Below are 20971 nucleotides of genomic sequence, written 5' to 3'. Positions count from 1 at the left end.
ATGTCACGGCAGGCACTGCTCGTCCTCGACATGATCAACGAGTTGGTCCACCCCGACGGCCACTACGCCCACGTGTGCCGCCGCCAGGTGGCCGAGCGCGGCGTCATCGACCGCACCGCCGAGGCGATCGCCCGCGCCCGCGCCGACGGCACACCCGTCATCTACGTGGTGCTCGGCTACAGCCGCCACTACGACGACTGGCCCGGCGAGTCGTCCCTCTTCGGACCGGCCGACCCGGAGCACCGCTTCACCCTCGGCAGCTGGGGCACCCGGGTCCACGAGCGGCTGACGCCCGAACCGGGCGAGGACATCATCGTCAAGCAGCGGGTCAGCCCGTTCTACGGCACCAACCTCGAACTCCTGCTCAGGGCCCGGAAGATCGACACCCTGCTGCTGACCGGCGTCGCCACCGACCTGGTGGTGCTCACCACCGCCCGCGACGCGCACGACCGCGACTTCGCCGTCAAGGTCCTGGAGGACGCGACGGCCACCGGTGACGAGACGCTCCAGGAGGCGGCGCGGCACATGCTCGCGCGCACCGCCGTCGTCACCCGGGTCGACGAGGCGCTGCCCCGCACGGAGAGGGCCGCCGCATGAGCACCAGGCCCGCTCCGGTCGCGGCCTCCATCGGCCGGTCCCCGACCGTGGCCCTCCTCGACGAGGTGCAGCGCCGGCGGGCGCTCGGCCTCGACGTGCTGAACCTCAGCGGGGGCGAACCCGACTTCGCGACACCCGACCACGTGGTCGAGCCGGCCGTCGAGGCGCTGCGCGACGGCTTCACGCACTACACGCCGAGCCGGGGGATCCCGGAGCTGCGCGAGGCGATCGCCGCCAAACTCCACACCGACAACGGCATCGAGGCCGACCCCGGGACCGACATCATCGTCACCCCCTCGGCCAAGCACGGCATGTTCATCGCCCTCGCCGGCGTCATCGCGCCCGGCGACGAGGTGCTGGTGCCCTCACCCGCCTGGGTCAGCTACGCCCCGATGATCACGCTCCTCGGGGGACGCGCGGTCGACGTCCCGCTCGATCCGCGAAGCGGATTCACCCTCACCGCCGAGCAGTTGACCGAGGCGGTCACCCCGCGCACCCGGGCCGTCCTGGTGAACACGCCGAACAACCCGACGGGCCGGATGCTCACCGCCGACGAGGCCGACGCCCTCGCACGCGTCGCCGACCGGCACGACCTCGTCGTGCTCGCCGACGAGATCTACGAGCACATCCGGTACGGCGGCCGGACCCACCGCAGCCTGGCCGCCCGACCGGACTGCCGGGAGCGCACCCTCACCGTCAACGGCTTCTCCAAGAGCTACGCCATGACCGGCTGGAGGCTCGGCTACGTGGCGGGTCCCACGGCCGTGATGCGGGAGGTCGTGAAGGTCCAGGAGCACACCGTCGGCTGCGCCTCCTCCTTCGTCCAGCGCGGGGCACTGGCGGCGCTCGGCGAGGCGTCCCGCCCCTGCGTCGACGACATGGTGGCGAGCTACGACGCCCGCCGCCGCTTCCTCGTCGGCGCGCTGAACAAGATCCCGGGCGTCACCTGCGACGACCCCGAGGGAGCCTTCTACGCCCTGCCGGACATCTCCGGCCTGGGCCTCGGGTCGGGGCAGGAGTGCGCCGCCTGGCTGATCGAGCACGCCGGGGTCGTCGTCACACCGGGAAGCGCCTTCGGGCCCAGCGCCGAGCGGCACGTCCGGCTCTCCTTCGCGGCACCACTCGACATCCTGACGACAGCGGTCGAGCGCATCACGGCCGCCCTCCGCACCGAGGGAGCACGCTGACCATGAGCGACCACGAGACCGTCCTCCACGCCCTCGGGAACAAGCCCGCCGACCAGCAGCCCGTCTGGCCGGACCGCGAGGCCCTGGACTCCGTCCTGGCGGACCTGTCGACCGCCGTCCCGCTCGTCTTCGCCGGCGAGTGCGACCAGCTCCGCCACCGCATGGCGGCCGTCGCCAGGGGGGAGGCGTTCCTGCTCCAGGGCGGCGACTGCGCGGAGACCTTCGACGCCGTCTCCGCCGACGCGATCCGCGACACCCTCAAGACGCTGCTGCAGATGGCCGTCGTGCTCACGTACGGCGGATCGGTACCGGTGGTCAAGGTCGGCCGGATCGCCGGGCAGTACGCCAAGCCGCGCTCCAAGGACACCGAGACCCGCGGCGGTCTGACCCTGCCGGCCTACCGCGGCGACGCCGTCAACGGCCTCGCCTTCACGCCCGAGGCGCGCGTCCCGGACCCCGAGCGGCTGCGGCGCGTGTACGAGGTGTCCGCCGCCACGCTCAACCTGGTGCGCTCCTTCACGACGGGGGGATACGCGGCCCTGGACCAGGTGCACGCCTGGAACCGGGACTTCGTCGCCCTGTCGCCGGGCGGCGAGCGGTACGAGAGGCTGGCCCGGGAGATCGACCGCGCGCTGGACTTCATGAAGGCGTGCGGGGTCCACCCCGGAGAGTTCGACGACGTCGAGTTCTACTCCAGCCACGAGGCGCTCATCCTGGACTACGAGGCCGCGCTGACCCGGCGGGACTCGCGGGGCGGCGGGCTCTACGACACCTCCGCCCACATGGTCTGGATCGGTGAGCGGACCCGCCGACTGGACGGCGCGCACGTCGAGTTCGCGTCCATGATCCGCAATCCGCTCGGGGTCAAGCTCGGTCCGGGCGTCACGGCGGACGAGGTGCTGGCGCTGATCGACCGGCTGGATCCGGACCGGGAGCCGGGGCGGCTGAGCTTCATCACGCGGATGGGCGCGGAGAAGGTCCGCGATCTGCTGCCCGGCCTGGTGGAGAAGGTCACCGCGAGCGGTGCCCGGATCGCCTGGATCTGCGACCCGATGCACGGCAACACCTTCGAGGCGCCCAGCGGTCACAAGACCCGCGACTTCGCGGCGGTGCTGGACGAGGTCAGGGGGTTCTTCGAGGTGCACCGGGAGTTGGGCACGCATCCGGGCGGCATCCATGTCGAGCTGACCGGCAGCGACGTGACCGAGTGCGTGGGAGGCGGCGACGAGGTCCTCGTGGACCACCTCCACCGGCGCTACGAGACGGCTTGCGACCCGCGGTTGAACCGCGGGCAGTCGCTGGATCTGGCGTTCCTCGTCGCGGAGATGTACCGGGGCGTGTGAGGCCCGGGCGGGAGCCCGGAGGACGCGCGGAGCGGCCCTGGCGAGGGCGTCACCTCGCCAGGGTCGTCTCGCGTCCGCTCCGCGCCGGCTCGGTCACGGGGTCGGAGGAGCGCTGGAACAGCAGGACGGCTTCGAGCCGGTTGCGGGCGCCGAGCTTGGTCAGGGCGTGCGAGACGTGGCTCTTGACGGTGGCCGGCGACACGTGGAGCCGGGCCGCCGTCTCGGCCGTCGACATGCCGGAGGCGAGGCTTCCCAGCACCTCCCGCTCCCGTGACGTCAGCGTGTGCAGCGGCGTCCCGGGCCCGGGCGTCCGCGCGTCCGGCGCGACGGCCGCCGGCGGGGCGTAGAGGGCGCGCAGTTCCGGTGAGAGCACGGTGTGCCCGGACGCGACCGCGCGGACGGCGGCCGACAGGCCGGCGATGTCGATGGTCTTCACCAGGCAGCCCGTGGCGCCGGCCGCGAAGGCGGCGTCGAGCCCGCGCTTGGTCCAGGAGGTGCCGACGAGGAGGACGCGCACCTGCCGCGACTCCAGGAAGCGCACCGCCCGTGCCGTGTCGTCGTGCGGGGCGGAGACCAGCACCACCACGTCCACCCGGTCTAACGGCCAGCGGTCCAGCGGCTGTTGATCGCTCACACTGCCCGTCACGTCGAGATCGGGGACCTTGCGCAGGACGCTCGTGAGGACGTGTCTCGAAATCGGGTCGTGGTCCGCCACCAGTACTCGAACCCGGCCGTCGTCGGCATGGCCGGCGCCGAGGAGTTCCCGCTCCAGAGACATGTGTGCGTCCTTCGGATAAGTGTGCGATCTGGACGGGATACGAGCCTAGCTTTCTGAATCTGATTCAGCAATGCTGAACACGATTTGGAAACATGAAGAGAGGTGTCCAGGCTTCGGTCGCTCGTTGTCCTCGTCTGTAGGACCTCCTACGATCGATCACGCTCGTCCCCCGTTGTCGCGATGGAAGGGAACGCGAGTGGATGTCGCACTGGCTCGAGACTGGCTCCGGTCCTTCGCGAGAGTGATGCGTGACAACAGAGGTCGCCTCACCGTCCTCGACTCCGCCATCGGCGACGGCGATCACGGGGTGAACATGGACCGTGGGCTCTCCGACGTCTGCCGCTGGCTCGACGAGGGCGACTTACCGGACTCGGCGGGGGGTGTGCTGAGCGTCGCCGGAGCGCTTCTCCTGACGCGGGTGGGCGGCGCCTCCGGAGTGCTGTATGGCAGGGCCTTCCAGGCCATGGGAGGCGAGCTGGCCTCCTCCGGGCCCGACGCCCGGCAGCTCGGGAACGCGCTCGGCGCCGGGCTCGAGGTCATCATCAAGCTGGGGGCCGCGGCGCCGGGGGACAAGACCATGGTGGACGCCTTCGCGCCGGCCCTTGCGGCGTTCCACAACTCCTGTGTCACCACCGGGAGTCTGCCGCTGGCGGTCGCCGCCGCGGCTTCGGCGGCGCGGGTCGGTGCCGAGTCCACGATCCCGCTGCGGGCGCGCAAGGGTCGCGCCTCCTATCTCGGCCACCGCAGCGTCGGCTACCAGGACCCCGGGGCCGTCTCCACGGAACTGCTCTTCCGCGCCCTGGCCGAGGTGATGTCGTCCGTCCGGGTGTGCGCCTGACCGTGCCGGGGCGTGCGCTCAGCCGGTCCGGGAGCGGTGGAGCGCGGCCTTGGCGCGATTGCCGCACCGGGTCATGTCGCACCAGCGTCGCGAGCCGCGATGGGACCGGTCGACGTAGAGGCGCGTGCAGCGCGGCGCCGCGCACTCCTTGACCAGCCGCGGCGTCTCGGTCAGCAGCCGGATCGCGTCGCGGGCCACCTCCGACAGGACCGCCTCGATGGCGCCGTGGCGCAGCACCGTCCCGTCGGGGCGCAGTTCGGGACGCGGTGGATCGGGCAGAGCGGCCTCGTTGACCGTGGCGCACTCCTCGGGAGGGAGAGGGGAGCCGGCGGCGGAGGCGAGCGCGAGTGCGTAGACCGCCTCGCGCAGGCGGACCGCCGAGGCCAGGTCGGCCGGGGTCGCGGGCGCGGGGGTGTCGACCAAGCCCGACGCCGCGGCCCACTCGGAGAGGCGGGGTGCCGTCGTGAGCAGGTCGAGCGGGGCGTCCCGCCGGCTCTGCACGGTTCCGACGAAGTCCAGGGCCACGCTGCCGCTGACGAAGGCGAAGGTCATGCCTCAAGAGTAACCGTGTTGACGGGTTACTCGGGACCCTTGTACCGTCCCGAGTAACCTATTGAACCGGTTACTTCTCAGTGAGAGGCCAGCTCTTCGATGCAAGGTGCCGATCCGAAACCCGCCACGGCCGCCGAGACAGTGCCCGAGGAGCCGCCGGCCTCCGCCCCGCCGATCTGGACCGGCGCCGTGATCCCCGCCGCCTTCGTGCTGCTGTGGAGCAGCGCCTTCATCGCGGCGGTGATCGGCACCGACGCGGCACCGCCCCTCCTCCTGACGTTCTCCCGCTTCGCGGTCGCCGGCGTCCTCCTGGCACTGATCGCGGTGGTGAGCAAGTCGCCCTGGCCCAGGGGGCGGTTGCTCCTGCACGCCATCGTCACCGGCCTGCTGATGCAGGCCGTGCAGTTCGGCGCCTTCTACACCGCGATCGGCGAGGGCCTGCCGGGCGGCGTCGTCGCGCTGATCCAGGGCTTCAACCCGATCCTGATCGCCCTGCTGGCCGGCGCGTTCCTCGGCGAGCGGATCACGGGGAGGCAGTGGTTCGGCTTCGCCGTGGGCGGTGCGGGCGTCGCGCTCGCGGTCGCCGGCGCGCTGGACTTCTCCGCCACCGCCATCGTGCTGTCCTTCGTCGGGCTGCTCGGCCTGAGCGTGGGCACGGTCTACCAGAAGCGCTTCGCGCAGGGCGTGGACGTCCGCAGCGGTACGGCGGTGCACTTCCTCGCCGGCGCACCGGTGATGGGCGTGATGACCCTGGTCTTCGAGGACCCGAAGGTGTCCGACTGGGGCGCCTTCGGCGGCTCGCTGGCGTGGATCGTCCTGGTCAACTCGGTGGGCACCTTCCTGCTCCTCAACTTCATGCTCAAGAAGCAGGCCGCCAGCCGGGTGGGCACGCTCTTCTTCCTCACCCCGGCCGTCACGGCCCTCCTCGCCTGGCTGGTGATCGGCCAGACGCTCGGCTTCTCCGCGATCGTCGGCCTGCTGCTGGGGGGCGTCGGCGTCCTGCTCGTCGCGCGCAAGTAGACGACTCCGTCACGCGCGCCCGCACGGGATCCGTACCGACGGACACGGGATCCGTACCGGCGGACTCGGGATCCGTACCGGCGGACCCGGGATCCCTTCCGACAGAGAAGAGACAGAGGCATGAGCATCAAGATCGCCATCAACGGCTTCGGCCGCATCGGCCGGGGCTTCCTGCGCGCCGTGCTGTCGCGGGGGACCGACCTGGAGGTGGTCGCGGTCAACGACCTCACCGACGCGGCGACCCTCGCGCACCTGCTCGCGTACGACAGCACCATGGGCCGTCTCGACGCGACCGTCGAGGTCGACGGGGACCACCTCGTGATCGACGGCCGCAAGATCGCGGTCCACGCGGAGCGGGACCCGGGCAGGCTGCCCTGGGGCGAGCTCGGTGTCGACGTCGTGGTGGAGTCCACCGGTGTCTTCACGGACGGCCGGAAGGCCGCCGTCCACCTGGAGGCGGGAGCGCGGAAGGTCCTCATCTCGGCCCCCGCGTCGAACGAGGACATCACCCTCGCCTACGGCATCAACCACGACGGCTACGACCCGGCGCGCCACCACGTCGTCTCGAACGCGTCGTGCACGACGAACTGTCTGGCGCCGCTCGCCAAGGTGCTGCACGACGGACTCGGCGTGGAGCACGGGCTGATGACCACCGTGCACGCCTACACCCAGGACCAGAACCTCCAGGACGGCCCGCACCGGGACCCCCGCCGCGCCCGCTCGGCCGCGATCAACGTCGTCCCCACCTCGACCGGCGCCGCCAAGGCTATCGGCCTCGTCCTGCCCGAGCTGAACGGCCGGCTCGACGGCCTGTCGCTGCGCGTCCCCGTACCGGTCGGCTCGCTGACCGACCTGTCCGTGTACCTGGCGCGGCCCACCACCGTCGACGAGGTCAACGCCCTCTTCGCCGAGGCCGCGGCCGGACCGCTCGCCGGGGTGCTGCGCTACACGGACGCGCCGCTCGTCTCGTCCGACATCGTCGGCGATCCGGCGTCCTGCGTCTTCGACTCCCAGCTGACGACCGTGACCGGCGACGGCCGCCACGTGAAGGTCTTCGGCTGGTACGACAACGAGTCCGGCTTCTCCCACCGGCTGATCGACGTCGCGCGGCTGCTCGGCGCCGGCGCCTGAGTCCCGCCGCGGGACCGCGGCCACCGAACCTCCCGCCCCGAGCGGCCCCGCGGCCGCCCGGGGCGGCGGGGTTCAGCCGGAGGTGTGCCAGGCGACGCCCCGGCCGGCGCCCAGCTCGCGGGAGAGCAGGGTCGCGACCTCCCGTACGGCCACGGCGTGTTGCTGCCGGGACTCCTCGGTGAGGAGCCGCTCGACCGAACCGACGACACCGATGGCGCCCGCCACGCGCCCATGGCGCTCGAACACCGGTGAGGCGATGCCGGCTTCGCCCAGCGCGCTCTCCTGGTCCTCCTGCGCGTAGCCGAGCCGCCGGATCTCCTCCAGGTGGCCCGCGAGGATCTCGGGGTCCACCACGCTCTGCCCGGTCAGCGTCACGAGCTCACCCCCGAGCAGCTCCTCCTGTTCCTGCTTCGGCAGGAAGGCGACCATGGCCTTGCCGAGCGCGCAGGTGTTCCAGGGGATGGTGGCGCCGAGTTCGAGGATCTGCACTCCGCTGCCGCGTCGGAAGGCGTGGTGCACGATCAGGACGTGCCTGCCGTCGAGCACGGCCACCCACACGGCCTCCCCGGTGCGCCCGGCCAGGCCGTCGGCCCACGAGAGGGTGCGGGACCGCAACTCCTGGGTCTCCAGGTAGGAGTTGCCGAGGCGGAGCAGCGTCGAACCCAGGAGGTACTTGCTGGTCTCCTTCTCCTGGCGGACCAGCCCCTCGGCCTCCAGGGTGCGCAGCAGGGCGTGGACGGTCGGTTTGGTCACGCCGATCCGCTCAGCGATCTCGGTCACGCCCAGACGGGGGCCGGCTGTCGCCAACTCCTGGAGGATGCGCGCGGCGCGCTGAACAGACTGCACCATGGAGTTTACCCGCATTCATTATTGCAGAATGATATTCAAGAATATACCAGTCCTTGAAGGTGAACGGCCTGTTCCGCAAGAGGAGAGAAGGGTTTCGGGGCCGGGATCCGGCGCCCCGCCGGCCGCGGCGGCGAAGGGCTGGGGTGCGGCGGAGGAGGCGGTGGCGCCGGAGCGGCCGACCGGGCTCATCTCGACGGCGCGACGGCCGGGCGGGGGAGTGGGTGCCGACCGGGGGGCCCGGGTCATCTCCACGCTCTCGGCGCCGAGTTGACCTCCGGGGCGCCGCATCGGATTCGATGAAGTGGCGTACGTCACTTATTAAGAGTTGTTTAAGAATCTACGTCGCGACTGTCCCGTTCCATGCCGGATTGTGCGTAGTTGACGGCTACCTTGAGTGCCGGTCAAAGTCTCCTCGACCTCCCCGGTTCTCCACGGTTTCGCTGTACCGTCCGCCGCTTCGCCCCCTCTGGAGCACTCGCATGCGCAATCCTGAACCGGAGTCACGCCCCGCGTCACGGGACCATGACGTCTTCGGCAAGGTCGCCCGGCCCGACGGCGCCGGCCCGGGGGCCCGGGTGCAGGACCTCGCGCTCTTCGACGCCACTCCGGCTCCGCCGAGGAGGGCCCACGGGTCCCGGCGGAAGAAGCGGGGTGGCGGTCCCTCCCTTCCGCTGCTCATCGTCGGATCGCTCGCCGCGGGGATCGGGCTGGCGGTCGGGCTCACCTCCGGTCTCGACCGGGCGGGTCCGGACGAGCTGACCCTCACGATGCCCGACCTGCCGGAGGCGCCCTCGGCGACGCCGGACCTGGAGACCCCGCACCCGGAGGCCACGGACGCGATGGACCCGGCCGGGGTGGCGAAGGCCGAGGCGGCCGAGGGCGGGGCGCGGACCGGTACGGCGACCCCGGGCGTGGAGTCGCCGGGCCCCGGCCCGTCGCGTACCGGCTCCGCTCCTCCGCCGGTGACGTCCGCTGCTCCGTCCTCCGTCGGGCCGGCCGCCCCGGCGGCCTCGTCCTCGACCGCCCGGCCTCCCGCCCCCGCGAGGACCTCGGCGCCGCCCGCCACCCGTCCGCCGGCCTCGCCGACCGCGAGCGCCCGGCCGTCCGGGCGTCCCGATCCGGGCGTCCTCCGCGTCGGCAGCACCGGACCCGAGGTCGAGGACCTCCAGCGACGGCTCCAGCGGCTCCACCTGTACCTCGGCTCCGCCGACGGAACGTTCGGCGGATTCCTCGAGGCGGCCCTGAGCCGCTTCCAGGAAGCCCGCGACATTCCGGAGGAGCGGGGCGTGTACGGACCGCTGACCCGCGCGGCCCTGCACGCCGAGACCGGCCGCGGCGGCGGGGGCGGCGGCTGGGGAGGCTGGGGTGAGGGCGAGGACGACGAGGGCGACTGGGGCAGCCGGCGCGACTGACGGGAGGTCGGCCGGCCGTCTCGCGGGCCGCTTCCTCGATCAGGCCGAGGGCGGCGGTACGACATGCTCGCCGGTCGCCGGTCGGGATCGCGCGGCTGTTCCGCCGCGGCCGGGGTCGTCCCCGAGGTGCGCTTCCCGGGGAGGGGGACGGCCGCGGCGGCGGGTCAGGCGGGGTCGGGCTCGATGGTCAGCGCGACGCGGTCGAGGTAGGCGCGGACCTCCGTGACCGGGTCGGCGTCCCACGGCAGGTCGGCCACGACGTAGGCCGAGCGGCCGGAGGAGTCGGCGAGCGTGCCGAGGCGGGCGTTGCGGGGGAGTGCGACCATGACCGAGGCGCAGCGGGCCGGCGCGTCGGGGGTGGTCGCCTCGACGGACGGCCAGACGGCGTCGTCGACGATCCAGGAGACCGGCTCGCCCTCGTAGCGGACGTCCGTCAGCCGGCCGGGGGTGTGCTCGACGAAGCGCTGCACGGCCCGCCGGGTCGGCGTCGGGTAGTCGGGACGCACACCCAGGGCGAGGTCGACGATGGCGGGCTCGATGGGCAGGCCGGTGGCGAGGTGCCACATCATGGTGATGGCGTCGCCGGGGAGGCGCGCGGCGATCTCCATGAGGACCGGCTGGCCGTCGCGGAGCCGGAACTCGGCGTGGGTGATGCCGCTGTCGAAGCGCAGCGCCTTGAGGATCGCGGCGTTGGCGGCGACGAGCGCGTCCGTGTGGGCGAGCGGCAGGTCGGCGGGGCTGGTGTGGCCGATCTCGGTGAAGAAGCGGCTGTCGTCCTCGTTGGTGAGCTTGGCGGTGACGCCGCTCCAGATCAACTCCCCGTTGTGGACGAGGGCTTCGACGGAGAACTCCGGTCCGGTGACGAGCTCCTCCACGAGGATCGTCTCGTCCGGCTCGTACGCGGTGAGCGCGGCGCGCAGCTCCTCGTCGTTCTCGACGCGGACGACGCCCGAGCTGAACATCCGGCCGGCCGGCTTGACGACGGCGGGGTACGCGTCGGCGGCGGCGGAGTCCCGCTGGTGGGGGGCGAAGGCGCGCCAGGAGGGTCCGTGGTCGCGGAGGATGACGCGCTGCATCACCTTGTCGCGGCAGACGCGGGCCGCCCAGGCGCCGGGGCCCGGCAGGCCGAGCGCCTCGGAGAGGACGCCGCACGGGTCGACGAAGACCTCGCCGCTGCAGATGATCCCGCGTATGTCGTACGTGGCGATCCAGTCCTGCACGGAGGCGAGGACGCCGGCGATCGCGGCGTCGGGGAACTGGCGGACGGCCTGGATCCGGGAGAGCGGGTGGGCCGGGTCGTCGATGTGTCCGGTCAGCTTCGCCAGGTCGGTGGTGGGGCCGACGACGACCAGCGGCGCCAGCCCGCGCTCCGCGATGTCGGTGATCAGGCGGTGCTGGCGGGCGAGGGCCGCCAGGTCGCTCATGACGATCACGGCGGGCGGGCGTTGGCTCTGGGTGTTCAACGGAGCTCCTCCGGTGGGGTGCACCACGGCTGCCGGGTGCGAGGAACGGTCTCTTCATGATCCAGCTTGCCCGTCCGCGGCGTCCGCGGTCCGGCGATGCGTCAATCGGCTGTTCCGGCGGCGGAATTGGCCGGAACCGTACGCTCGCTCCCTGACCGCTACTGGCGGTAGGTGGAGAGGAAGCGGCCGATGCGGTTGATCGCGGTCTCCAGGTCGTCGGCGCGCGGCAGGGTGACGAAGCGGAAGTGGTCAGGCCGGGGCCAGTTGAAGCCGGTGCCCTGGACCAGGTGGATCTTCTCGCGGAGCAGGAGGTCGAGGACGAGCCGCTCGTCGTCGACGATCTTGTGCACCTCCGGGTCGAGTTTGGCGAAGGCGTACAGCGCGCCCTTGGGCTTGACGCAGCTCACGCCCGGGATCTCGTTCAGCGCCCGCCAGGCCACGTCCCGCTGCTCGGTGAGCCTGCCGGTCGGCAGGGTGAGGTCGTGGATGGACTGGCGTCCGCCGAGCGCGGCCTGGACGGCGTACTGGGCCGGTACGTTGGGGCAGAGCCGCATGCCGGCCAGCATGGTCAGGCCCTCCAGGTAGTCGCCGGCCTGCTCCTTCGGTCCGGAGACGACCAGCCAGCCGCTGCGGAACCCGGCGACGCGGTACGACTTGGACAGGCCGTTGAAGGTGAGCGTCAGCACGTCGTCGGCGAGCGCGGCCAGGCAGTGGTGCTCGGTGTCGTCGTAGAGGATCTTGTCGTAGATCTCGTCGGCCAGCACCATCAGGCCGTGGCGGCGGGCGAGTTCGAGGATGCCCTCCAGCAGCTCCTTCGAATAGACCGCGCCCGTCGGGTTGTTGGGGTTGATGACGACGATGGCCTTGGTGCGGTCGGTGATCTTCGACGCGATGTCGTCGAGGTCGGGGAACCAGTCCGCCTCCTCGTCGCACAGGTAGTGCACGGCCCGGCCGCCGGCGAACCGCACCACGGCGGTCCACAGCGGGTAGTCGGGCATCGGCACGAGCACCTCGTCGCCGTCGTCCACCAGCGCCTGCACGGCCATCTGGATCAGCTCGGAGGCGCCGTTGCCGAGGTAGACGTCGTCGACGGTCACGCCCGTGACGCCGCGCTGCTGGTAGTACTGCATGACCGCGCGCCGGGCCGGCAGGATGCCCCGGGCGTCGCTGTAGCCGTGCGCGTTGGGCAGGTTGCGGATGATGTCCTGGAGGATCTCCTCCGGCACCTCGAAGCCGAACGGCGCCGGGTTTCCGGTGTTCAGCCGCAGGACGCTGTGACCCGCCTCCTCAAGGGCGTTGGCCTGGTCGACGACCGGGCCACGGATCTCGTAGCACACGTCCTTCAGCTTGCTGGACTGTCGAAAATTCATCTGCGGCCTCCCGACCGTGACCGTCATCCGCGCCGCCTTGGTTGCTTTGTTCTACCAAGTTCCTACTTGGAAAGTCCAACCCTTTGGCTATGCTGGCCACCATGCCACGCCGAAGCTACGACCAGTACTGCGCCGTCGCCCGAGCCCTGGACGCGGTGGGAGAGCGCTGGAGCCTGCTGATCGTCCGCGAACTGCTGCACGGCCCGCGGCGGTACACCGACCTCCACGCCGACCTCCCGGGCGTCTCCACCGACATCCTCGCCAGCAGGCTCAAGCAGCTGGAGGGCGAGGAGCTGGTCGAGCGCCGCCGCCTGGAGCGCCCCGCCAACGCGACCGTCTACCGGCTCACGGCGCGCGGCGCGGAACTCCGCCCGGTCGTCGAGGCCCTGGCCGTCTGGGGCCTCGACGCGCTCGGCGACCCGCGCCCCACGGACGCGGTCCGCACCCACTGGTTCACCACCACCACCGGCCCGGTCGGCGGGACGACCGGGGCCGCGGCGGAGGAGCCGGCCGCGGCGGCGCGGCCGTGACTCCCGGTGTGGCCGTGAGCCCCGGCGCGACCGTGACTACCGGCGCGGCCGTGACCCCCGGCGCGGCTCGTCCCGGGGCTCAGCCGTCGACGCCCGCCGCCACCGCCTGATCCAGGATGTCGAGGCCCTCCGCCAGCTCCTCGTCGGTGGCGGTCAGCGGCGGCAGCAGCTTCACCACCTCGTCGTCCGAACCCGAGGTCTCCACCAGGAGGCCGCGGGCGAAGGCCTCGTCGGCGACCCGGCGGGCGAGCGCCGCCTCCCGGAAGACCAGGCCCCACACCAGGCCCCGCCCGCGCCGCGCGGACACCCGCGCCGCGTACCGGCCGGCGAGCTCCCCCAGCCGGTCCTCGAACAGCGCGCCCCGCACCTCGGTCTGCTTCTCCAGCGCGCTGTCCGCCCAGAACTCCCGCAGTGCCGCCGTCGCCGTCACGAACGCCGGGTTGTTGCCGCGGAAGGTGCCGTTGTGCTCGCCCGGCTGCCACACGTCCAGCTCGGCGCGGAAGAGCGTGAGCGCCATCGGCAGCCCGTACCCGCTCAGGGACTTCGACAGGCAGACGATGTCGGGGGTCACCCCGGCGGCCTCGAAGCTGAAGAACGGGCCGGTGCGCCCGCACCCCATCTGGATGTCGTCCACGATCAGCAGGATCCCCCGCCGCTCGCACAGCTCAGCCAGGTCCGCGAGCCACGCGTGACCGGCCGGCTTCACACCCCCCTCGCCCTGCACCGTCTCCACGATCACGGCGGCGGGGAGGTCGAGACCGCTGCTGCTGTCGTCCAGCATGGCGTCCAGCAGCCGCAGGCCGGAGAACCCGCCGTCGGCGAAGCCGTCGTAGGGGAGCCGCCACGTGTGCCCGAGCGGCACGCCCGCCCCGCCCCGCTTCGCGGCGTTCCCGGTCACCGCCAGGGAGCCCAGAGACATGCCGTGGAAGCCGCCCGTGAAGGCGACGACCGTCTGGCGGCCGGTCACCTTCCGGGCCAGTTTCAGCGCCGCCTCCACGCTGTTGGTGCCCGTCGGGCCGGGGAACTGCACCTTGTAGTCCAGCCGCCGGGGGGCGAGGACCCGCGCGCCGAACTCGTCGAGGAACTCCTCCTTCGCCGCCGTCAGCATGTCCAGGCTGTGCGTGACCCCGTCCCGCTCCAGGTAGTCGAGCAGCGCCCGCTTCAGCACCGGGTGGTTGTGGCCGTAGTTGAGGGCGCTCGCGCCCGCGAAGAAGTCCAGGTACGCGCGCCCGTCACGGGCGGTCATCCGGCTGCCCCGGGCCCGGTCGAAGACGACGGGCCAGTTCCGGCTGTAGCTGCGGACCTCGGATTCGAGGGAGAAGGCGTTCATGAGGGGTCTCCTCGGAGAGGGGGGTGGAAAGGGAGCCGTACGGAGAAGAGGAGGAGTCCGGCGCCGACGTACGCGGGACAGGACCGGCACCGCCCGCTGTCGGACGCGGGACAGGATCGGCACCGCCCGCCGTCACAGGCCGGACAGGACCGGCACCGCCGGTACCGCCAGAGCCACGAGCACGGCCAGCAGCAGCGCCCCGGCACAGCGCAGGAGCGGCCCGCCGTGCCGCACCGCCGCCGCCGCGGCCAGCGCGTACCCGACCAGCGCCGCGGCGGCGGGGCCGAGCAGGAGCAGCGGTACGCCGCCGTCCCGCGCCCCCGCCCAGGCGAAGGCGCAGCAGGCCGCGCCGACCGCCGCGACGAGCGCGGGCGCCGGGCCCCGGGTGGTGGACCGCCGTCCGGCCGGGTGCAGCCGCGCGGCGATGCGGGCCGCGGTGCGTACGTTGGTGAGGACGTAGGACGTCAGGACCGCGGCCGTCGCCACCGCGAGCACCCAGCGCAGCGGAGCCCCGGCCGGGGCGCGGGCGCCGTGCCCCTGGACCGCCGCGAGTCCCAGGTAGGCGACGCCCACGAGGACCGCGCCCAGGACCACGCCGACGGCGGTGCGGCGGGCGCCGGCCCCGGCCGCCGGAGCGGCCCGGGAGACGACCTCCCAGCCGACCCCGGCGAAGAACAGCGCCGCGAGAGCCAGCCACAGCGCCCCCGTCCCCGAGAGCCCCGACGGGGCCAGCGCCGTGCCCGCGCCCGGGTCGGCGGGCCAGAGCCACAGGGCGCAGGCGAGCGCGAGCCCGCCGGCGGCCCACGGACGCCACCGGAGCAGCGCGGCCGACAGCCGCAGCGGGGCGAGCGCGCCCGCCACGCCCACGGCCAGCACGCCCAGGGCGAGCGGCAGCCCGTCGGGACCGGCCCGCGGCGGAGCCCCGTCGGCGGCGGCCAGCAGCGCCGTCGCGGCGAACCAGGCGATCGCCGCCTGTCCGGCCGTGAAGGCGACCGCGAAGACGCCGTCCACGGCCCGCTCCGCCCAGCCGCCGAGCAGCGTCCCGACCGCCCCCGCGAGCGAGGAGGGACCGATCCGGGCGCGGACCAGCAGGGCGAGCACCAGGGAGACCGAGCCGCCCAGGACCACGTGGGCGGCCCAGACGAGGAGCGCGTCCCCGCCCGCGAGGGCCGCCACGACGGGCGGCATGACCAGCAGCCCGGCACCGAGCACCCCGCCCGCGACCCGCCCGGCGAGCGTCCGCTCGGGCCGGAGCGCGTCCGGGCCGCCGGAGTCCGGCCCCGGGACCGGGCGCGCGTCCGGGACCGGGGCCCGTTGCGGCCCCGGGGCCGGTGAGGGCGACGTGGCGGGCGCCGACGCCCCTGCCGGGGCCGCACCGGCGGGCGTGGCCGGGGGCGTGCCGGGCGTCGCGCCCGGGCCGTGCGGGGGCTCCGTCACGGCAGGCGCTTCCGGAGGCTCTCCGCTATCACCTTGGCGCGGAGGGACAGCAGGCTGAACGATCCGGCGTCGCCGATGCCGTGGCTGGACTCGCACAGCCCGTTGAGGAAGAGCGCCGGCGTCTCGGGCGCCACCGGCCGCACCTCGTAGTCGGGACCGACCGACAGATATCCGTGCGCGTCGAACGCGAACTCCTCCGCCACCCCGCGCATCAGCGCCGGGACCCGCTCCTGGTGGGCGGCCGGGCCGAGGTCGCGGAAGCCGGTGGCGAGAACCACGAAGTCGGCCTCGTGGACTTCCGACTGACCGGTGTTCAGCTCGTCCACGCTCATCCGGACGCCGTCCTCGACGACCTCCAGCGAGCGCACCTGGCGGCTGCCGCTGACGAAGACCCGCTGCTCGCCGTCGAGCCGCTGCTCGTAGATCAGGCGGTACAGCTCGCGCAGCACGTCCCCGTCGGCGGAGGAGTAGTTCGTCAGTCGCATGAACTGGTCGATGGCGTCCTTCCGTTCGCGGGAGGCGCCGTAGTAGTAGTCGGTGAAGCCGGGGAAGTACCCCTCCTCGCTGAAGGGGCTGGTGTCCTTCTCACGGAGCGTCAGCGACCGGACCAGCGTGGTGACTTCGGCGCTCGGGTAGCGACGGGAGAGGTCGAGGGTGAGCTCGACGGCGCTCTGGCTGCCGCCGACGACCGTCACCCGGCGCGGCACCACGCCCGCCTGCTCCAGCTCCCGCAGGGCCGGCAGGTACCGCGTGAGGTGGAAGACGCGCGGCGAGTCCACCGCGTCGAACGGCTCCGGCACGAAGGGCGCCCGGCCGGTGCCGACGACGAGGGCCCGCGCCCGGACGGTCTCGCCGGCGGAGGTGGTGACCGTGTAGCGCGGCAGGCCCTCCTCGTCCCGGCCCAGCGTCACGCCGGTGACGCGCACCCCGTAGTCGACCAGCCGCTCGAAGTGCCCGGCGGCCCAGGTCACGTACTGCGCGTACTCCTTGCGCAGCGGGAACTCCATCGGGAGGTTGAGGTGGTCGAGCAGTCGGCCGTTCTCGAACAGGTAGTTGATGAAGCTGTAGCGGCTGCGCGGGTTGCGCAGCGACACCAGGTCGCGCACCGGGTGGTTCTGGATGTCCGAGCCGTCGAGCATCATCGCGCTCTGCCAGGACGGGCCCGGGCGGGCCTCCAGGAAGCGGATGTCGAGGTCGTGCCCCTCTTCTTCCAGGGCGATGGCGAGAGCCAGGTTGGCCGGACCGAAACCAATGCCGAGCACGTCATGGCAGCGGGTCACTGTTCCCCCTTGAGAGAGCGAATGGGTGTGGTGCGGGCCGGGGCGGGGGCGCGTCGGGCGCCGCCCGCGGGCCGTCGGACCGGGGCGTGCCGTCAGACGGCGCCGGGACAGGAGCCGACCGGTACGGCGTCGGCCAGGACGGCCTCGGCGATGCGGCGGCCGGCCTCCGGCGCCGTCTTCACGCCACCGCCGTTCCAGCCGCGTACCGCCCACGCGCGCGGGACGCCGGTCGCCGTGAGCAGGCCGGACGCGGGTCCGTCGCCGTCCGGGGCGCCGTAGGCGTCGGCGGCGCGGATCGTGTCGAGGTGCGGAGCCGCGGCGAGCCACGGGAAGTGCGCGGTGAGCGCGGCGACGGTCGCCCGCGCGTGGTCAGGGTCCGGCGGCGCGCCGACCGGCACGTCCCAGACCAGGTGCGGCATCCCGACCAGCGTCCGGTCGGCGCCGACCGGCTTGGCGTACAGGCCGGTCCGCAGGTCGACGAAGGTCGCGTGGGCCGGGGCGGACGGGCCGCGCCCCACGATGCTCACCTGGATCGACCGCGAGCGGACCGGCGCCGCCGGCCGCAGTCCGGGCACCGGCTCGGCCCCCCACGGGCCGACCGCCGCCACGACGGCCCCGGCGAGGATCCCGCCCTCGTCGGTGACCACCACCGGGCGGCCGCCGCGCGCCTCCACCGCACGCACGCGGACCCCGCAGCGGACGACGGCGCTGTCGGCGCGCGCCTGCTCCAGCCAGTCGGCCGTGACCTCCGCCGGGTCCACCCAGCCGGCCTCCGGCTCGACCAGGGCGATCCCGCCGGCCAGCTGGACTCCGGCCGCCTCCGGGGGGCCCGCCACCACGTGCGCCGAGGTGCCGAGGGTGTCGTTGACGCGCCGCGCCGCGGCCCGTAAGGCGGCCTCCTCTGCGGGGTCGGCGACGGTCACCGCGCCGACCGTACGCAGCGGGGCCCGCCCCGACGCCCAGCGTCCCGGATCCCGGTAGGCGGCCAGACCGGCCACCGCCAGCGGGGCGACGGCCGGGTCCGGGTCGTAGGCCCGGACCATCCCGCCGGAGAAGCCGGTCGCCCCGGCGGCACCGGGACGGTCCGCCTGCTCCAGGACGACGACGGACGCGCCCCGGCGGGCCAGGTGGTGCGCGACGGCGGCGCCGGTGATCCCGGCGCCCACCACCACGACGTCCGCGGCGGCGGGCAGTCCGCCGCCGGGGACGGGACCGGCCGGTCCGGCGTCGCTCACGACCGCCCGCTCGCGGCGGGTGCGTCCGCCGCCGCGCGGGCGGGCGCGGGCGCCGCGCACCGGGTGCCGGAGGGCAGGAAGGACCAGTCGGCCTCGCGGACCGGCTCGCCGGGCAGTCCGAGCCACGCCCAGACCCGCCCGGCGAGACCGGGGGTGACCGGCCAGGCCAGCGCGGCGAACACCTTGGCCGCCAGGAATTCGAGGGCCAGGCTGGTACGGGCCTCCTCCGCGAGCGACCGCACCCGGCGGGCCACCTCCTCCGTCGCCCGGAACTCGGCGCAGCGCTTCACGAAGGAGTCGAGCAGGTCGACGTAGCCGCGGGCGCTGAAGGCCTCCGGCAGCACCAGGCCGTCGAGTTGACGTGTCGTCAGGTTGAGGTAGCGGTAGAACTCGCGGTGCGCGTCCGTCCAGGCGCCGGTGCCCGGCACCGCGCCGTCGTCCACGCCTTCCAGCGTCGCGAAGCCGTCGAGCCAGGCGTGCGCCGCGAGGTACAGCGGGTCCTCGGTCAGCCGGCCGGCCCGCTCCTCGGTGATCCGGGTGACCCGGCCCTCCGGGGCGTCGCGCAGCAGCGCCAGGCGGACGGCGTCCGGTCCCGCCTCGGCGAGCGCGTCGTCGGCCCAGACGGCGTGGCCCCGGCTGGTGGAGAACTTCTCGTCGCCGAGGTGCAGGAACTGGTTGGTGACGAACGCGGAGGGCAGATAAGCGCGCAGACCGGCGGCGAAGGCCAGCACCGGCAGCAGCACCGCGTAGTAGAAGCTGTTGTCGTAGCCGAGGAAGAGCACGATCCGGGCCGGCCCGCCCTCCTCGGCCTCGGACCTGGCGGCGTCGAGGAAGGCCAGCGCGAGGTCGGCCCACGCGTCGAGGGCCCGGCCGTCGCCCAGGTCGACGCCCCAGTCGGTGGCCCGGTCGAGCCGGTACGGCGGCAGCCCCTCGTCCAGCAGGCGCTCCACCAGGATCTGGAGGTCGGGCGCGGTGGACGACACCCGCAGGTACTCGCGCAGCTCGTCGGCGTAGGCGTTCATGTCCAGCCAGAGCCCGCGCTCCGGCCGGGTGACGGCCGCCGTGCCGCAGATCCGGCACGTCAGACCGGTCAGCTCCCGGGCCTCGTTGGGGCGCCCGCACGCCTCGCAGATCTCGCCGACGCTGGACGCGTCGCAGTGCGCGCAGTTCCCGCTGGCGAAGGCCTGGTGCAGCGACAGGTCGCAGCTCGGGCAGTACGCCGTCTCCCGCTCCTCCTCCCGCACCGCGGGCGAGGCCTTCACCAGATCGAGCAGGGCCCGCATCCGGTCGCCGTGGCCCGGGTCGGTCAGGGGGCGGGTGAGCCGGTCGACGCCGACGCCGACCGTCCGCAGGGTCGCCACGATGCCGTCGCCCTCGGCCGCCGCCACGGCCGTCGGGGTGGTCCCGCGGAGCAGCGCGGCGGTGGCGAGGTACGACTGGTTGTCGTCGGTGCCGGTGGTGTGCCGGGCGTCGCGGCCGGAGCTGCGCAGGGCGCGCACCATCATGTCGGCGCGGACGTAGGGGCCGGCGAGGTGACCCAGGTGGAGGCCGCCGTTGGGCGTGACCGGCGGGCAGCACACGAGGGTGCGGTCGGCGAGGCGGTCGCGCGGGGGCGACTTCTCCAGGACGGCGACGGCGCTCGGGATGTGCTCCCAGTACACCGAGACGATGTCGAAGGGCTCGTCGTGGTCGTTGCGGATCTCGTGGAAGCCGAACGGCGACAGGTAGCAGACCTGCCCCGGTCCGAGCTCGCGCTCCTCGTCGCCGAGGAGGACGACCGCCTTTCCGGCCAGGACGATGAACATCTCGCCGTCCTGGTGGGCGTGGCGCTTCGAGGTGGTGTGCGCGGGGACGCTGCCGAAGACGGAGCCGAACGGCAGCCCCTCGATGTCGGTCGCGGACAGCATGGGTTGCAGGTGCATCTCGTACGACCAGCTCATCGCCGAACGGTCGAAGGCGCGCGTGATCACGGTTTCCCCCTGGTGGAGTGGATGGTGCGGGCCGGGCGGTGTCAGGAGTCCGCGGCGGGGCGGGCCGCCGGGGCGTTCACCTTGGTCGGGGCGCCGTCGGCGTCGAACGGCCGGCGGAAGGAGAAGGAGAACGGCGAGGAGCCGTGGTCGTGCAGGTGCTCCAGCCGGACGCAGGCGTCCGCCCAGGTGGGCACCTCGTCGTCGGCCACCCACCAGGCCGCGTACGTCGGCCACTCCGGCTTCAGGAACCACTCGTGGCGCCGGCTCAGGGTGGTGCGGTGCAGCCCGCCGTAGGCGAACGCGAAGACGGACTCCAGGTCCGCCCAGAGGGACAGGGTGCAGGCCCGGCTGTCCGTCTCGTCGGTCCTGCCCCCGGTGTAGAAGCGGGGCACCTCGAACTTCCCCCAGTCGCCCCAGTCCCGGTGGAAATTGCTGAGGTGGCTCTGATCGGGTTCCTCTTTCGCCCGGGCGACGAATCCGCGGCTCCTCTCCGCCTCCTCGAAGGTCGGCGGTGTCAGGTCGTCGAACTCCTGCACCTCGGGATGTCCGTACGGTTCCTTCAGGATCGCGAACGTCGTGAACGCGACACGCGCCATCGGTCTCGGTCCTTCCCTCGTGAATGGTCCGGTCGTGGGAGACGGTTCTCTGC

General features: G+C 73.3%; 18 protein-coding genes and 1 pseudogene. 8 read left to right on the top strand and 11 right to left on the bottom strand.

Annotation, left to right across the window (positions count from 1 at the left end; translation table 11 throughout):
* From ACF1BN_RS00755 to ACF1BN_RS00745, 3 genes are read left to right on the top strand one after another with little or no spacing between them, the layout of a single operon-like run.
* Entirely contained in the window at positions 1-597 is a 597-nt protein-coding gene (locus ACF1BN_RS00755) for a cysteine hydrolase family protein (protein ID WP_392329420.1), read from the top strand.
* Positions 594-1784: a pyridoxal phosphate-dependent aminotransferase gene (locus ACF1BN_RS00750; RefSeq protein ID WP_392329419.1), complete on the top strand. Its 1191-nt coding sequence runs from the start codon at positions 594-596 to the stop codon at positions 1782-1784. Before ACF1BN_RS00755 ends, ACF1BN_RS00750 begins: the two co-directional genes overlap by 4 nt.
* Positions 1785-1786: 2 nt before the next feature.
* Entirely contained in the window at positions 1787-3127 is a 1341-nt protein-coding gene (locus ACF1BN_RS00745) for a class II 3-deoxy-7-phosphoheptulonate synthase (protein WP_392329418.1), read from the top strand.
* 49 nt (positions 3128-3176) lie between these two features.
* Here the strand turns inward: ACF1BN_RS00745 and ACF1BN_RS00740 are convergent, their stop codons facing one another.
* On the bottom strand, positions 3177-3905 hold the full coding sequence (locus tag ACF1BN_RS00740) for a LuxR family transcriptional regulator (RefSeq protein ID WP_392329417.1): 729 nt from the start codon (positions 3903-3905) through the stop codon (positions 3177-3179).
* Positions 3906-4101: 196 nt separating this feature from the next.
* On the opposite strand from ACF1BN_RS00740, the gene dhaL reads away from it, so the two are divergent.
* On the top strand, positions 4102-4743 hold the full coding sequence (gene dhaL / locus ACF1BN_RS00735; RefSeq protein WP_392329416.1) for a dihydroxyacetone kinase subunit DhaL: 642 nt from the start codon (positions 4102-4104) through the stop codon (positions 4741-4743).
* A gap of 18 nt (positions 4744-4761) precedes the next feature.
* Here dhaL and ACF1BN_RS00730 read toward each other — a convergent pair whose 3' ends face one another.
* Entirely contained in the window at positions 4762-5295 is a 534-nt protein-coding gene (locus ACF1BN_RS00730; protein ID WP_392329415.1) for a CGNR zinc finger domain-containing protein, read from the bottom strand.
* A gap of 99 nt (positions 5296-5394) precedes the next feature.
* Here ACF1BN_RS00730 and ACF1BN_RS00725 point away from each other — a divergent pair, with 99 nt between their 5' ends.
* Complete coding sequence (locus ACF1BN_RS00725) at positions 5395-6315, top strand: DMT family transporter (RefSeq protein ID WP_392329414.1); 921 nt, start codon at positions 5395-5397, stop codon at positions 6313-6315.
* A 120-nt stretch (positions 6316-6435) separates the two neighbouring features.
* Entirely contained in the window at positions 6436-7446 is a 1011-nt protein-coding gene (gene gap / locus ACF1BN_RS00720; RefSeq protein ID WP_392329413.1) for a type I glyceraldehyde-3-phosphate dehydrogenase, read from the top strand.
* Positions 7447-7518: 72 nt separating this feature from the next.
* Here gap and ACF1BN_RS00715 read toward each other — a convergent pair whose 3' ends face one another.
* Positions 7519-8295 carry an IclR family transcriptional regulator gene (locus ACF1BN_RS00715; RefSeq protein WP_392329412.1) on the bottom strand — a complete coding sequence of 259 codons (777 nt, stop codon included), beginning with the start codon at positions 8293-8295 and terminating at the stop codon, positions 7519-7521.
* 479 nt (positions 8296-8774) lie between these two features.
* Between ACF1BN_RS00715 and ACF1BN_RS00710 the strand changes: the two genes are divergently transcribed.
* A complete protein-coding gene (locus ACF1BN_RS00710) occupies positions 8775-9707 on the top strand; it encodes a peptidoglycan-binding protein (protein WP_392329411.1) in 933 nt (310 codons plus the stop codon).
* Between the two features lie 164 nt (positions 9708-9871).
* Here the strand turns inward: ACF1BN_RS00710 and ACF1BN_RS00705 are convergent, their stop codons facing one another.
* Together ACF1BN_RS00705 and ACF1BN_RS00700 are read right to left on the bottom strand one after the other, a co-directional pair.
* Positions 9872-11170 carry an acetyl-CoA carboxylase biotin carboxylase subunit family protein gene (locus tag ACF1BN_RS00705; protein WP_392329410.1) on the bottom strand — a complete coding sequence of 433 codons (1299 nt, stop codon included), beginning with the start codon at positions 11168-11170 and terminating at the stop codon, positions 9872-9874.
* A 158-nt stretch (positions 11171-11328) separates the two neighbouring features.
* Positions 11329-12540, bottom strand: a complete 1212-nt coding sequence (locus ACF1BN_RS00700; RefSeq protein ID WP_392329409.1) for a pyridoxal phosphate-dependent aminotransferase — start codon at positions 12538-12540, stop codon at positions 11329-11331.
* 101 nt (positions 12541-12641) lie between these two features.
* Here ACF1BN_RS00700 and ACF1BN_RS00695 point away from each other — a divergent pair.
* Positions 12642-12995 (top strand): annotated as a pseudogene (locus ACF1BN_RS00695) (winged helix-turn-helix transcriptional regulator); the annotation flags it as partial.
* A 154-nt stretch (positions 12996-13149) separates the two neighbouring features.
* Here ACF1BN_RS00695 and ectB read toward each other — a convergent pair.
* From ectB to ACF1BN_RS00665, 6 genes are all read right to left on the bottom strand, one after another.
* The gene (gene ectB / locus ACF1BN_RS00690) at positions 13150-14400 is read right to left on the bottom strand and encodes a diaminobutyrate--2-oxoglutarate transaminase (protein ID WP_392329408.1); all 1251 of its coding nucleotides are present in this window, start codon (positions 14398-14400) and stop codon (positions 13150-13152) included.
* 132 nt (positions 14401-14532) lie between these two features.
* Positions 14533-15837 carry an amino acid:polyamine antiporter gene (locus ACF1BN_RS00685; RefSeq protein WP_392329407.1) on the bottom strand — a complete coding sequence of 435 codons (1305 nt, stop codon included), beginning with the start codon at positions 15835-15837 and terminating at the stop codon, positions 14533-14535.
* A complete protein-coding gene (locus tag ACF1BN_RS00680) occupies positions 15834-17117 on the bottom strand; it encodes a lysine N(6)-hydroxylase/L-ornithine N(5)-oxygenase family protein (protein ID WP_392329406.1) in 1284 nt (427 codons plus the stop codon). The genes ACF1BN_RS00685 and ACF1BN_RS00680 overlap by 4 nt, the downstream gene beginning before the upstream one ends.
* A 92-nt stretch (positions 17118-17209) precedes the next feature.
* A complete protein-coding gene (locus tag ACF1BN_RS00675; RefSeq protein ID WP_392329405.1) occupies positions 17210-18352 on the bottom strand; it encodes an NAD(P)/FAD-dependent oxidoreductase in 1143 nt (380 codons plus the stop codon).
* Positions 18349-20322: a class I tRNA ligase family protein gene (locus tag ACF1BN_RS00670; protein WP_392329404.1), complete on the bottom strand. Its 1974-nt coding sequence runs from the start codon at positions 20320-20322 to the stop codon at positions 18349-18351. The genes ACF1BN_RS00675 and ACF1BN_RS00670 overlap by 4 nt, the downstream gene beginning before the upstream one ends.
* 41 nt (positions 20323-20363) lie before the next feature.
* Positions 20364-20918, bottom strand: coding sequence for a DUF3291 domain-containing protein (locus tag ACF1BN_RS00665; protein WP_392329403.1), 555 nt, complete (start codon positions 20916-20918; stop codon positions 20364-20366).
* Positions 20919-20971 lie beyond the last annotated feature (53 nt).

The organism is Streptomyces sp. NPDC014861 (assembly GCF_043081625.1).
Lineage (GTDB): Bacteria > Actinomycetota > Actinomycetes > Streptomycetales > Streptomycetaceae > Streptomyces.
The sequence above is the reverse complement of the archived record's forward strand: the minus strand, read 5'-3'. Positions and strand labels throughout refer to the sequence as shown.

Coding starts and splice junctions, on each gene's coding strand:
- ACF1BN_RS00755 (WP_392329420.1), top strand. CDS start 1: ATGTCACGGCAGGCACTGCTCGTCCTCGACATGATCAACGAGTTGGTC.
- ACF1BN_RS00750 (WP_392329419.1), top strand. CDS start 594: ATGAGCACCAGGCCCGCTCCGGTCGCGGCCTCCATCGGCCGGTCCCCG.
- ACF1BN_RS00745 (WP_392329418.1), top strand. CDS start 1,787: ATGAGCGACCACGAGACCGTCCTCCACGCCCTCGGGAACAAGCCCGCC.
- ACF1BN_RS00740 (WP_392329417.1), bottom strand. CDS start 3,905: ATGTCTCTGGAGCGGGAACTCCTCGGCGCCGGCCATGCCGACGACGGC.
- ACF1BN_RS00730 (WP_392329415.1), bottom strand. CDS start 5,295: ATGACCTTCGCCTTCGTCAGCGGCAGCGTGGCCCTGGACTTCGTCGGA.
- ACF1BN_RS00725 (WP_392329414.1), top strand. CDS start 5,395: ATGCAAGGTGCCGATCCGAAACCCGCCACGGCCGCCGAGACAGTGCCC.
- gap (WP_392329413.1), top strand. CDS start 6,436: ATGAGCATCAAGATCGCCATCAACGGCTTCGGCCGCATCGGCCGGGGC.
- ACF1BN_RS00715 (WP_392329412.1), bottom strand. CDS start 8,295: ATGGTGCAGTCTGTTCAGCGCGCCGCGCGCATCCTCCAGGAGTTGGCG.
- ACF1BN_RS00710 (WP_392329411.1), top strand. CDS start 8,775: ATGCGCAATCCTGAACCGGAGTCACGCCCCGCGTCACGGGACCATGAC.
- ACF1BN_RS00700 (WP_392329409.1), bottom strand. CDS start 12,540: ATGAATTTTCGACAGTCCAGCAAGCTGAAGGACGTGTGCTACGAGATC.
- ectB (WP_392329408.1), bottom strand. CDS start 14,400: ATGAACGCCTTCTCCCTCGAATCCGAGGTCCGCAGCTACAGCCGGAAC.
- ACF1BN_RS00665 (WP_392329403.1), bottom strand. CDS start 20,918: ATGGCGCGTGTCGCGTTCACGACGTTCGCGATCCTGAAGGAACCGTAC.